This is a genomic window from Cohnella kolymensis, assembly GCF_000829465.1.
GTDB classification, from domain to species: Bacteria; Bacillota; Bacilli; order Paenibacillales; family Paenibacillaceae; genus Cohnella; species Cohnella kolymensis.
In genome coordinates, this window is the sequence record NZ_JXAL01000016.1 from 115121 (window position 1) to 127648 (window position 12528).

The 12528-nt window shown below is 50.3% G+C and carries 15 protein-coding genes; 14 read left to right on the top strand and 1 reads right to left on the bottom strand.

Features of this window, described 5'->3' with window-relative positions; all coding sequences use genetic code 11:
- Positions 1-6: 6 nt before the first annotated feature.
- The 10 genes from SD71_RS10490 to SD71_RS10535 all read left to right on the top strand — a co-directional run bounded on the left by SD71_RS10490 (position 7) and on the right by SD71_RS10535 (position 9394).
- Positions 7-1080: a bifunctional 3-deoxy-7-phosphoheptulonate synthase/chorismate mutase gene (locus SD71_RS10490; RefSeq protein ID WP_041062460.1), complete on the top strand. Its 1074-nt coding sequence runs from the start codon at positions 7-9 to the stop codon at positions 1078-1080.
- Positions 1081-1273: 193 nt separating this feature from the next.
- Complete coding sequence (locus SD71_RS10495) at positions 1274-2176, top strand: sugar phosphate isomerase/epimerase family protein (protein WP_052476135.1); 903 nt, start codon at positions 1274-1276, stop codon at positions 2174-2176.
- Between the two features lie 69 nt (positions 2177-2245).
- On the top strand, positions 2246-3730 hold the full coding sequence (locus SD71_RS10500; RefSeq protein ID WP_041062462.1) for an aldehyde dehydrogenase: 1485 nt from the start codon (positions 2246-2248) through the stop codon (positions 3728-3730).
- 19 nt (positions 3731-3749) lie between these two features.
- Positions 3750-4529, top strand: a complete 780-nt coding sequence (locus tag SD71_RS10505; protein WP_041062464.1) for a 2-keto-4-pentenoate hydratase — start codon at positions 3750-3752, stop codon at positions 4527-4529.
- 45 nt (positions 4530-4574) lie between these two features.
- Complete coding sequence (locus SD71_RS10510) at positions 4575-5459, top strand: acetaldehyde dehydrogenase (acetylating) (protein WP_041062466.1); 885 nt, start codon at positions 4575-4577, stop codon at positions 5457-5459.
- Positions 5460-5472: 13 nt separating this feature from the next.
- A complete protein-coding gene (gene dmpG / locus SD71_RS10515; RefSeq protein ID WP_041062470.1) occupies positions 5473-6492 on the top strand; it encodes a 4-hydroxy-2-oxovalerate aldolase in 1020 nt (339 codons plus the stop codon).
- Positions 6493-6517: 25 nt separating this feature from the next.
- Positions 6518-7300 carry a 2-keto-4-pentenoate hydratase gene (locus SD71_RS10520; protein ID WP_041062473.1) on the top strand — a complete coding sequence of 261 codons (783 nt, stop codon included), beginning with the start codon at positions 6518-6520 and terminating at the stop codon, positions 7298-7300.
- Positions 7301-7327: 27 nt separating this feature from the next.
- Complete coding sequence (locus tag SD71_RS10525) at positions 7328-7522, top strand: 4-oxalocrotonate tautomerase (RefSeq protein ID WP_041062477.1); 195 nt, start codon at positions 7328-7330, stop codon at positions 7520-7522.
- 32 nt (positions 7523-7554) lie between these two features.
- Positions 7555-8556 (top strand): amidohydrolase family protein, encoded by a 1002-nt coding sequence (locus SD71_RS10530; RefSeq protein WP_052476136.1) that lies wholly within the window; start codon positions 7555-7557, stop codon positions 8554-8556.
- 124 nt (positions 8557-8680) lie between these two features.
- The gene (locus tag SD71_RS10535; RefSeq protein WP_161793371.1) at positions 8681-9394 is read left to right on the top strand and encodes a peptidoglycan recognition protein family protein; all 714 of its coding nucleotides are present in this window, start codon (positions 8681-8683) and stop codon (positions 9392-9394) included.
- A 21-nt stretch (positions 9395-9415) separates the two neighbouring features.
- On the opposite strand, the gene SD71_RS10540 is transcribed toward SD71_RS10535, so the two are convergent.
- Complete coding sequence (locus SD71_RS10540; RefSeq protein WP_041062480.1) at positions 9416-9607, bottom strand: hypothetical protein; 192 nt, start codon at positions 9605-9607, stop codon at positions 9416-9418.
- Between the two features lie 285 nt (positions 9608-9892).
- Here SD71_RS10540 and SD71_RS10545 point away from each other — a divergent pair, with 285 nt between their 5' ends.
- From SD71_RS10545 to SD71_RS10560, 4 genes are all read left to right on the top strand, one after another.
- Positions 9893-10162 carry a hypothetical protein gene (locus SD71_RS10545; protein WP_041062483.1) on the top strand — a complete coding sequence of 90 codons (270 nt, stop codon included), beginning with the start codon at positions 9893-9895 and terminating at the stop codon, positions 10160-10162.
- Between the two features lie 286 nt (positions 10163-10448).
- On the top strand, positions 10449-10883 hold the full coding sequence (locus SD71_RS10550) for an NfeD family protein (protein ID WP_041062486.1): 435 nt from the start codon (positions 10449-10451) through the stop codon (positions 10881-10883).
- Positions 10883-11815 carry an SPFH domain-containing protein gene (locus tag SD71_RS10555; protein ID WP_407637536.1) on the top strand — a complete coding sequence of 311 codons (933 nt, stop codon included), beginning with the start codon at positions 10883-10885 and terminating at the stop codon, positions 11813-11815. Before SD71_RS10550 ends, SD71_RS10555 begins: the two co-directional genes overlap by 1 nt.
- 35 nt (positions 11816-11850) lie before the next feature.
- Positions 11851-12438, top strand: a complete 588-nt coding sequence (locus SD71_RS10560) for a guanylate kinase (protein ID WP_041062493.1) — start codon at positions 11851-11853, stop codon at positions 12436-12438.
- Positions 12439-12528 lie beyond the last annotated feature (90 nt).

Genomic DNA, 12528 nt, shown 5'->3' on the forward strand with positions numbered 1-12528 from the left:
GCAGGCATGAGCAATTCGGAGTTGGAATCACTTCGCAAATCTTTGGATGAGATCAATTATCAAATCCTTGAATTAATATCAAAGCGGGCAGAGATCGTCGAGAAAATCGGGGCCCAGAAGCAAAAACACGGACTTCCCCGGTTTGATCCCGTTCGAGAGAGCACAATGCTGGAGAACTTGGTCTCCCGAAATAAAGGACCGTTCGACGATGCGACGGTGAGGCATTTGTTCAAGCAAATTTTCAAGGCGTCTCTTGAAATGCTTGAAGAAGAGCACAAAAACCATCTGCTCGTCACCCGTAAGCGCAAAAATGAAGATACGGTGATCGAGGTAAAAGGAGTTAAAATAGGCGGCGAGCACAAGATCGTGATGGCGGGACCTTGCACCGTTGAGAGCTATGGTCAGCTAAGAGAAACGGCTGAGGCGTTAAAGACGTTAGGTGTCGATGTGCTAAGAGCTGGAGCGTATAAGTCCCGTACTTCTCCTTATGATTTTCAAGGCTTGGGTCAAGAAGGTCTGGAAATATTAAAGCGGGTCGGAGACGAATTCGGGATGGTAACGATGAGTGAAATCATGGATTCCTCGGAGCTTCGGGCAGCTGCAGATTATATTGACATCGTGGAGATCGGCGCAAAGAATATGCAGAACTTCTCCTTGCTGAAAGCGGCAGGCGACGCCAAGCTTCCGGTGGTATTAAGAAGAGGGAGATCCGCAACGCTGGAGGAATTGCTTCTATCCGCCGAGTATATTCTCGACCGCGGCAACTCTCAGGTCATGTTAATGGAGAGAGGCATTCGTACCTATGAGACTTGGACGAGAAGCACACTTGATATATCCGCCATCCCTATTTTAAAGAAGGAAAGCCATCTGCCGGTTTTAGTAGATGTAAGCAACTCTACAGGGCGGAGAGATATTTTGCTGCCTTGCGCCAAAGCTTCGCTTGCAGCCGGATCCCATGGCATACTCGTGGAGGTGCATCCGGACCCTGCTCTTAGTTTAACCGATGCGCAGCAGCAGCTCGATGTGAATCAATTTGTTGAGTTTTTCCGCGAGTTAAAAAGTTCGGGATTTTTGAATTGACGAATGACATGCAGTTGCGGGAAATGCGGCCACATCGGGCGGACCGCTTTTCCCGTTTTTGCTGCTTTGGCCGTTTGATGTTCCGCAGAAGTGAACAAACGTGTTTTCTTGCCGGTTAAAATGTAATATGATATAGATATTGTAAGCGATTTCTTAAACCTTTATTAGATCGATCTAATAGCGGAGGGTGCGGATGAAAAAGAGTTTATGTACATCGGGTTTCAAAGATTGGCCGATCGAAAAGGTGCTGGAATGGGCATCGCCGCTTGGTATTGACGGCGTAGAATTGTGGATGGGTCATATTGAGAGGTTTCAAGAGGAACAAGGACCCCTGGACAAGCTCGCTGGAACATTGCGAAAGTATGGATTTGCGGTGCCTGTGATCAGCGGATACACGACTTTCTCAGGAGGGTTCTCGGGTGAAAAAGATTTAAAGCAGGACTATAAGAGCATGAATCGGTTGTTAGATGTAGCCAGGCAGTTGAAGTGTCCGCTGATCCGCTCCTTCGTAGGCCATGTCTCTTCGCGCCGCGCTTCTCCGGAACAATGGGGCCAAATTATGAGCGACATGAAGAACGTAATGAAAATGGCGGATCAATATGAAGTGAACATTGCCGTGGAAGTTCACTACGATACTTTTATCGACAATACGGAATCGGTACTGCTGCTTCTCGAACAAGTCGATCATCCTCGTCTTAAGCTGGTATTTGACGGCGCCAACTTAAATGTGGAACGCATCGATCAAATGGAGGCTTTGCCGGCCCTCTATCCTTTGGTGGAACATGTACATATCAAAAACTACAACTGGGATCATGAGAACTGGTATAAGAGCAAGCCCGTTCTATCTTCTCCGGCGACATTGATAACCGGGTTCTCCTTGAGGAACTCAAGACACGGAATTACAGCGGTTACGTGTCATTGGAATATTTCGGAGAGAAGAAAGAGGCGAATATTAAAAGCTCCATTGAGGAGTGGCATAAATTCGATACTGAAAGGGATGCGCTCACCATTTATTAGAAAGGTTTCATCCATTTATTTTTGTCATGGTTCCGTATACAGGAAAATACCGGTTCAATACGGAACATCGGATCATTAAGATGGGGTTAGAAGATGGAAAAAACTCCGCACCAGAGGAGTAACAAAACAGGCAAAAAGGAGAATGGATATGACACAAACGGTTAAAGCGCCGGCGACAAAAGAAACGGTTAAGGGATTCGATTGTTTGCATTTCATAGACGGAAAATTCGTTCCTTCCAAGAACGGAAAAGTGTTCGACAACATCAATCCGGCCACGGAAGAGGTAATTGGGACGGTAGCGGAGGGCGGTGCTGCGGAAATTGATCTCGCGGTAGCGGCTGCCAAGAGAGCGTTGAACGGCCCTTGGAAAAAAATGAACGCCAATGAGCGGGTCGCTATTCTGCGCCGCATTGCAGATTTGATTATCGAAAGAAAAGATGAAATGTCCATTCTGGAATCTCTCGATACGGGTAAGCCGACTTGGCTTTCCGGGAGCATCGACGTCCCTCGTGCGGCTTACAATTTCCAGTTCTTCGCGGATTACATCCGCACGCTCACTGCGGAATCGACGCAGCATGACGATATCGCGATCAACTATGCGGTTCGCCGTCCTGTCGGTGTGGTAGCGTTGATCAATCCTTGGAATCTCCCGCTGCTGCTCATGACATGGAAGCTGGCTCCGGCTCTTGCTGCTGGAAACACGGTTGTCATGAAGCCGGCTGAGTTAACGCCGATGACGGCGACAGTACTGGCAGAAATTTGTCGTGACGCCGGAATGCCGGATGGAGTAGTCAACCTGGTCCACGGCTTCGGTCCGGATTCTGCAGGCGCCGCGCTGGTCGAACATCCGGATGTGAACGCGATCAGCTTCACGGGTGAAACGACTACAGGAAAAATCATCATGAAGTCCGCTGCCAACAGCTTGAAACGTCTTTCCTACGAATTGGGCGGTAAAAACCCGAACCTCATTTTCGCAGATGCGGATTTGGATGAAGTGATTGAAACGACTCTCAAGTCCAGCTTTATTAACCAAGGCGAAGTTTGCCTCTGCGGTTCGAGAATTTATGTCGAGCGCCCGGCGTACGAGAAATTCTTGGAGAAATTCGTAGCCAAGACCAAAGAACTCGTGGTCGGCGATCCGTTCGACGCGAAGACCAAAGTCGGCGCTCTTATCAGTGAAGAGCATTACGATAGAGTTACAAGCTATATCAAGCTTGCGAAAGAAGAAGGCGGAACGATTGTGACCGGCGGCAAGCGTCCGGAAGGATTCGATAAGGGCTACTTCCTGGAGCCGACGATCATCACCGGGCTTGACCGCAAATGCCGTGTCGTGAACGAGGAGATTTTCGGGCCGGTTGTTACTGTCATTCCGTTCGATACGGAAGAGGAAGTACTTGATCAAGTGAACGATACTCACTACGGATTGAGCGCGTCGGTCTGGACGAACGACCTTCGCCGTGCACACCGTGTCGCAGGCAGCATTGAAGCCGGTATCGTTTGGGTTAACACTTGGTTCCTGCGTGATTTGCGGACTCCGTTCGGCGGGATGAAGCAAAGCGGAGTCGGACGCGAAGGCGGCGTGCACAGCTTCGAGTTCTACTCTGAGCTGACGAATATTTGTATCAAGCTGTAATTGGGGGGGCGGAAATTTTATGACAGACAAAGCGGCACAATTCGCTGAACATCTGGAGAAAGCGGTTGTCAGCGGCAAGGGCGTAGAGCCCTTGACCGCGCTTGATCCCGAATTAACCATTCAAGATGCTTATCAAGTGCAATTGCATACGATCGACAAGAAGGTGCAAGCGGGCAGCAAAATTGTCGGCAAGAAAATCGGTCTGACCTCTTTGGCGATGCAGAAGTTGCTCGGCGTCGACCAGCCGGACTATGGCCATCTGCTTGATGACATGGTGGTTCACAACGGCGGAGAAGTTCCTTTTCACCGCGTACTTCAGCCAAAAGTGGAAGCCGAAATTGCCTTTGTTTTGAAAAAAGATTTGATCGGCCCTCGTGTATCTGCTCTAGATGTCTTGCTTGCCACAGACTATGTGGTCGCTGCTTTGGAGATTGTCGACAGCCGGGTGGCCGATTGGAAGATCAAGCTTCAGGATACGGTTGCCGATAACGCTTCTTCCGGCTTATATGTATTGGGAGACAAGCGGGTGAAGCCGGATGCCGTGGACTTGTCCATGGTCGGCAGCGTTCTATATAAGAATGGCGAGATGATGAATACGGGTGTCGGAGCAGCCGCTCTGGGCCATCCGGCAACATGTGTCGCTTGGCTGGCTAATAAGCTGTTCGAGTTCGGCATAACCCTGAAGGCCGGTGAAGTCATATTGTCCGGGGCATTGTCGGCAGCGGTAAACGCTGAGCCCGGCGATCGTTTTAGCGCCAGATTGGCGCATTTAGGCGAAGTCAGCGTCAGCTTCAAATAAAGGATAGCCCATAAGGGTGACAGCAGATAAAAGGAGGATCAGAGTATGTCCAAGGTTAAAGTGGCAGTGCTGGGTTCAGGCAATATCGGCACCGATTTAATGTATAAGCTTGCCCGATCCAACGTTCTGGAGCTTACGACGATGATCGGAATCGATCCGGAGTCCGATGGATTGGCTCGCGCAAGAGGCTTGGGTTATGAGACGATCGACAACGGGCTTCCGGGTTTTCTCGAAAGACCTGAACTTGCCGACATCGTGTTCGATGCGACATCGGCTAAGGCTCATGTCCGCCACGCGAAAGCTTTGAGAGAAGCGGGCAAGATGGCTGTAGATTTAACACCTGCCGCTGTTGGCGCGCTGGTGGTTCCAACAGTAAATATCCGTGAGCATCTCGAAAAGGACAATATCAATCTGATTACTTGCGGCGGTCAAGCGACCATACCGATCGTTCATGCGGTTTCTCGTGTGAGTCCCGTTCAGTATGCGGAGATCGTGGCTACGATTTCGAGCAAAAGCGCGGGTCCTGGAACGCGCGCCAACATTGACGAGTTCACGGTAACGACAGCTCACGGTATTGAGAAGATAGGCGGAGCGGCAAAAGGAAGAGCCATCATTATTCTTAACCCTGCCGAACCTCCGATTCTGATGAGAGATACCGTGTACACACTTGTCGATCCTGAGCGTATGGATGAGCAAGCGATTCGTAAGTCCATCTCCGACATGGCAAAAGATATTCAAACGTATGTACCGGGCTATCGCTTGAGGACAGAGCCTATCATTGAAGGCAACAAAGTAACCGTTTTCGTAGAGGTCGAAGGCGCCGGGGATTATTTGCCGAAATACTCAGGAAACCTGGACATCATGACAGCGGCGGCAGTCAAGGTGGCCGAAGAGTTCGCACTTCATAAACTTTCTCAAACGGTGAAATAAGGAGGTCGTTACGATGAGTACCGAACGCGATATTTTGATTACGGAAGTAGCTCTGCGCGATGGAAGCCATGCCATTGCTCATCAATATACCGTAGAACAAGTAAAGAAAGTCGCCAAGGCTTTGGGTGAGGCGAACGTTCCCTATATTGAAGTTGCGCATGGAGACGGTTTGGGCGGCTCTACCCTTCAATATGGCCTGTCCCGCACGAACGAAATGGAACTGATCGAAGCTGCGGTATCCGTATGCGGCGACTCCAAAGTGGCGGTTCTGGTTTTACCGGGAATCGGTACGATCACCGATCTCAAACAGGCTGTCAGCATCGGAGCGAAAATGGCCCGAGTCGCGACGCACGTGACGGAGGCGGATGTTTCGGCCCAGCACTTGAGTAAAGCGAAGGAAATGGGACTCGAAACTGTCGGCTTCTTGATGATGTCCCATATGGCGCCTGTGGAGAAGCTGGTCGAGCAGGCGAAGCTGATGGAAAGCTATGGAGCCGACACGGTATACATGGTAGACTCGGCCGGGGCACTCCTTCCGCATCAAGTAAAAGAGCGGGTGCGTGCGCTGCGTCAGAATCTTCAAGTAAATGTCGGCTTCCATGGACATAACAATCTCTCCTTAGCCATGGCCAATACATTGGCAGCGATCGAAGAAGGCGCGCAAAGAATCGACGGCAGCATCCGCTGTCTCGGCGCAGGAGCGGGCAATACGCAGACGGAAGTGCTGATCGCCGTTCTGGAGAATATGGGCATCAAGACAGGAATCGACCTGTACAAACTGATGGATACCGCAGAAGAAGTCATTGCTCCGCTTCTGCAATCTCCTCAAGAGATTACAAGAGATAACCTGGTGCTTGGCTATGCAGGAGTTTACTCCAGCTTCTTGCTGCATGCGCAACGCGCATCCAAGAAGTACGGAATCGACTCGCGTGATATTCTGATCGAGCTTGGAAGACGCAAAGTGGTCGGCGGCCAAGAAGACATGATCGTAGATGTCGCTGACGAATTGGCAAGACAGAGAAAGGCCAACTGAGCTCAGCTTCACAAGGAGGCGTACCATGGATAAAGCAACGATTAAATCGATCGCTCAATTTCTAAATTCCGCCGAGCTGGAAAAGCGGGAAGTCGTGAAAATAACGAAGGAACATACAGATCTGGATGTCGAGACGGCTTACGAGGTCCAAGAACAATTGGTATTGATGAAGCTGGAAGCGGGCAATGAAATCATCGGACCGAAAATGGGCTTGACCAGCCAGGCTAAAATGAAACAGATGGGCGTTGAAGAGCCCATTTACGGCTATGTGTTCGATTACATGGTGGTAAATGGCGACCAACTGTCCATGAGCGAACTGATCCATCCGAAAGTGGAAGCGGAAGTCGCCTTTATTATGGGCAGAGATGTGCAAGGGCCCAATATAACGGCGGAAGACATTTTGGCAGCAACCGAATATATCATTCCGGCCTTGGAGATTATCGACAGCCGGTATGAGAATTTTAACTTTACCCTCCCGGACGTCATTGCCGACAATGCTTCCTCATCGAGAGTGTTCTTAGGCACGACGCTTAGACGGCCGCAGGAACTTGAGTTGGATCTGCTTGGCGTAACTCTGAGCATCAATGGGGAAATCCGCGAGCTTGGCGCAGGCGCGGCGATTCTGGGACATCCTGCTAATGCCATTGCAATGCTGGCCAATATGCTTGCGAGAAAAGGCTTGAAAATCAAAGCGGGGCAGACGATCCTGGCCGGTGCGATTACAGGAGCCGTTATGCTTCAAGCTGGAGACACCGTTTCGGCCAAATTTGACGGCTTGGGAACGATCGATTTTAAAGTAAAGGAATAAATTGTCGACATATAAGGAGCTGGACACATGCCGATCATCAACATTCAAATCTTGGAAGGCAGACCGCCGGAAAAAATCAAATCCTTGATCGCCAGCGTAACGGAAACAGTCTCTGCCGAGCTGGATGCACCGAAAGAGCGCATCCGCGTGCTGGTCACTGAAGTACCCAAGACGCACTGGGGTATCGGCGGCGTCGCCACTTCGGATATTCCGAATCGCTGACAATCTAAACCGTTCCGCTCGGAGGTATCCATATGCATGACGTACACACGCACTTTATTCCATCCGATGTGATGGATTGGTTGAAAGAGAATCAGAATTCCATTCAAGCAAAATGGTTAAAGAAGGATCCCACCAAGGCGGAATTTCTGAGTATCAACGGGAAGTGGGACTTTGAACTGAAGGAAGCGTTCATTAACGCGGATCTTTATCTCGATGAACAGGCAGGGGCGGAAATCAGCCACTCCCTGGTCTCCCCTATTCCTCAGCTCTTTCTCTATGAGTTTCCTGTGGAGATTACTTCCGAACTGTCAGCTGTATATAACAACAGCCTTTCCAAGTGGGTCAATGCTCATGGAGAGCGGCTGTCGGCCTTAGCGACAGTGCCGCTCAATGCTCCGGAACAGGCGGCGGTTGAGCTGGAAAGGGCAATGGACCAGGGCTTGAAGGGTGCAATTGTTGCCTCCTCATGGTCGGGCAACCTGCTGAGCGAAAGCCGGTTCACCCCGTTCTGGGAGACGGCTAATCGCCGGAAGGCAGTTATTTTTATTCACCCGTTGTTAAACACAGACCCGCGCCTCAGTTCCCGTATGATGCCGAACTTGATCGGTGTTCCTTGGGAAACAACTGTGGCAGCAGCGGATATTCTTTTAAGCGGTATGCTGGATACCTATCCGGACGTCAAATTCCTGCTGGCTCACGGCGGCGGGTTTCTCCCTTACCAGATCGGACGTTTAAATAAGGGCTACGAGAAATGGAAGGCTGTGTCCGGTCCGCTTTCGCAAGCACCCGAGGAGTACCTCAAGCGATTCTGGTACGATACGGTGCTGTGGAACCCGGCAGCCCTGGATTATCTGATCGAACTGGTCGGAGCGGATCGTGTCGTGCAGGGGACTGACTATCCGTTCGACTTATGTGAATGGCCTGCGGGGTTTGTCGGCTCCAAAGGCTTTCATTCACTTTTGGAAAATAATGTTTCACGGGCACAGAACCAAAAACACCCTTACGCTTCGAGCGCAAGGGTGTTTTTTTGCTAGAGCGAACTCATTTTGATAGCAGATTGCCCGAACGCATTGCTTCACTTTTTCTATTATGAAAGAACACAAGAAGGTTCGGTTCTCGTGATCAGGGTAAGTCGATTAAGAAAGGCGGGCGATGGAAGTGGCTCCGAATTTTGTGCGTTATTCCTTGCGCGATTATACTGAGCAAATACTCAAGCCGGCGGTGGGACAAGTTCGCTTCTCCGAAGTTCACGTTCATCATACATGGAGTCCGACGATTGCAGATTTCCGAACGAGGCCGGGGGATTATTACGTACGCGCGATGTGGCGCTTTCACACCGGTACTCGGGGCTGGAGCGATATTGCCCAGCATGCGACGATCGATCCTGACGGTTTCATATGGTCGGGCAGGAGCTTGCTCGTTCCACCGGCATCTGCCTCAGGCTATAACGATACCGACAACGACGGAGTCCATCCCTTTATGTTCGAGATGATCGGTAACTTCGACAAAGGTGAGGAGAAGCTTGAGGGCGCACAGCTCGCGGCCGCAGCAGGCTTGTGCCTGGCGATCATGAAGCTGTGGCATCGAGGGCTCGACATGATCCGGTTTCATCGGGAATTTACAACGCTAAAAACATGTCCGGGCTCCGGAATCGATAAAGCGTGGTTTGTCGAGCAAGTATTGGCTGCCGGGAAGGAGGATGACACCTTGGAACTGACTAACGCTCAACGAAAAATGCTGGTAGATGTGTTGAAGGCATTGCTCCGGGAGAAAGTGATCACCGACCCGTCCTGGGTACAAAAAGCTGAACAAGGGACGTTAACGGTCTCGGAACTTACCTGGCTCAATACGATCATTTTGGCACGCAAATAACGAGTTCTTAATCATTTTCCTCTACCATCTTTGTCTATATGAATTCTTCGTTTCCTCGGCATCGCTCCGTGCGACAACCACACTGACACATGCTAAAAGCAGACCGGCGACGATCATCGTCGGGGCCAGACCGGCCGAGAATCCGGTGATCCAGAAAAGGAAGGCCGCGCTTATATCCATCACAACGAGAACAGCCAAAAGAGCAAAAAGCATTAAATAACCTCCTGTCGCTTGCTTCTAATACCTTTTACCCAGCAACCGAAAGTATGCAATCCTCAGTATGAATTAAGCCTTCCAATCATTAATCAGATCTATAAAAATTTAGCAAAAATGATATGTACGCCCTGATAAAAATCCTTTATATTTGGTGTAAAGTGGTATTTATCAGGGGGCCTATAAAATGAGAAAATGGTTTAAAGTGCCTTTAATTGCCACACTTACACTAGCTTTACTCAGCGCTTGTACGGGCGGCGGGGGCACGAAAGAAGGGGAACACCTGTGAATTGGGGTATCGTTACGGCCCCGGTCGATCCGAATAACCGGAATCAAAGCAGCTATTTAGACGTGAGCTTGATTTTTAGCGTCAATGCGGCTTCTCAATTCGCTAAAATCAACGGCAAATCACAGGGCTTTAATTTGTCGTCATGGACGGCTTACAATGCGGATCAGGACGGCAGGAAAATGGATGCATTCTATAAGCTGGAACCGAAAAGAAATAATTCTTCGGAATTCGACAAAGCTCCAGCCGGCTTTTTCTTCGCTTATTGAGAAATTGTAAAATCGGAAATAGAGCAGCTTGTCACAGATAAAAAGACGATTGATGAGGCGCTGAAGTCGATTCAAGACAGGGCGCAAGCGGAATTGACCAAACAGAAGAATGCTGAGAAAGCGGCGAGCGCTTCTCCATCCGAATCGGCATCGCCTTCGGCTGCTAAGCCGTAATAGCCATAAAAGGCTCTCCCAAGTTTGATGCTGGGAGAGCCTTTTATTTTAAAGACATGAACACGCTTAAAAAATCGTAAATATGAGTAGTGGGGAGAGGAGGCGCAGCGGCATGGAGTGGTGGGCGATATGGCTGATCGTAGGTGGTGTTCTGTTTATCGCCGAGATGCTCACTTTCACTTTTTATTTATTGTGGCTGGGTATCGGTGCGATTGTTGCTGCGGCAGTTGCGTTGGCCGCGCCTGAAACATTTGTGTGGCAAGCGCTGGCCGGAGGAGCTGCGGCTCTTATACTTACCGTATTTACGAAACCGCTGACGCGAAGAATCCGGGAGGCAAGGGGTTACAGCGATGCGATCGATGAGCTGGTCGGAAAGCCGGGCATCGTGATTGAAGATATCATTGACGGTAAAGCCGGTATCGTCAGAGTCGGCAGCGAAACCTGGAGTGCTGTCTCACAACAGCAGTTGCTTAAGAATGAGAAGGTAATGGTCATCCGCCGGGGCACGACCGTTCTTGAAGTCCAAAGATGGGGAGGTTCTTTTTAGTGGGCATTGCTATTGTGCTGCTGGTTCTCTTGATTGTCATAGTGATCGTGGCATTATCAGTCAAAATCGTTCCCCAGCAAAAGGTAGGCGTGGTCGAGCGGCTCGGTAAATTCAATCGGCTGCTGACGCCCGGCGTGAATATTCTAGTCCCCATTGTAGATCATGTGCGCGTGTTCCACGATTTGCGGATCCAACAAGCGAACGTGCCTCCTCAGACAGTCATTACGAAGGACAACGTGCAAGTACAGATCGACACCATCATTTTTTATCAAATTGTAGCTCCCGACCAAGCGACATACGGCATTTCCGATTATGTATATGGAGTCCGCAATATCACCACCGCGACGCTGCGGCAGATTATCGGCAACATGGAGCTGGATGAGACGCTGTCCGGCCGCGAGAGAATATCTTCGAATATCCGGTTGGCATTGGATGAAGCAACGGAGAAATGGGGCGTCCGGATCGAGCGCGTTGAAGTGCTGGATATCAAACCGCCTGGCGACATTCAAGAAGCGATGGATAAACAGATGAAAGCGGAGCGTAACAAGCGCGCTATCGTTCTGGCCGCCGAAGCCGCGAAGCAGGATGTGATCCTTCGTGCGGAAGGCGATAAGCAGAGCAAGATTCTTAAAGCCGAAGGCGATAAGGAGGCCCGGATCCGCGAGGCCGAAGGCTTGCGCCAAGCGCAGGAACTGGAAGCGCTGGGGCAGGCGAAAGCTATTGAAGCGGTGGCGGCGGCCGAGAAGGTCCGGATCGGATTGCTGCGCGCTGCCGGCTTGGATGAGAATGTGCTCGCCTATCGTTCATTTGAAGCTCTCGCGGAAATTGCCAAAGGGCCGGCGAACAAGGTGTTCCTGCCGGTCAGCGCAGTGGAAACTCTTGGAAGTATTGGGGCTATCGGGGAGGTATTCAAAGCTAAGAGCGAGAAATAGTATGTAGATTATTTTGCTAAGGGGGGCGACTGCGAGTGTACGAACTGAAGGACCGAGATAAAATTATCGTCTATACGGGACCGGACGGCTCGGGGCGGAAATCGGTAGCGGAAGCTGTAGGCCAGACGTTCGGCATGGCGAAGGTGATATCGTTCGTCACTCGGGCGCCGCGTCCGGGCGATGTGGACGGACAGGATTATCATTTTATCAGTCATGAGCTTTACAAGCAGATGGAGCGGCAAGAAGAGTTTCTCGAGAGTGTCGAGATCGACGGCGATTATTACGGCATTCGCGGCCTGGATGTTGAACTGGGCTTGAACAAATACGGCTGCATTTATACGGTGCTCAATCGGGACGGTGCCGATATTCTGAAAAATATGTACGGAGACAAGGTTATCCGATTCTTCATCTACGCGGATCGGCGGACGGTTGAGGAACGGGAACGAAAACAGGGACTGGACGAATCGATCATTCAAAAGCACCTGAGCCACTACGATCACGACATGGATTATCGCTCGTCTTGCGAACATGCCGTTGAAAATTTCGATCTGGGTCAGGCCACGTATGAGATTTCGAATACCCTTGAAAATTATCTTCAGCGGGGTTTGATCGATAAGGATTGAATTGTTCGGTTGACGATTCTGGAAACTCATGTTATCTTATCTCTACATTCGAAAAAGATAAGCGGAAGCACCGCAAATTCCTGCGTTCAA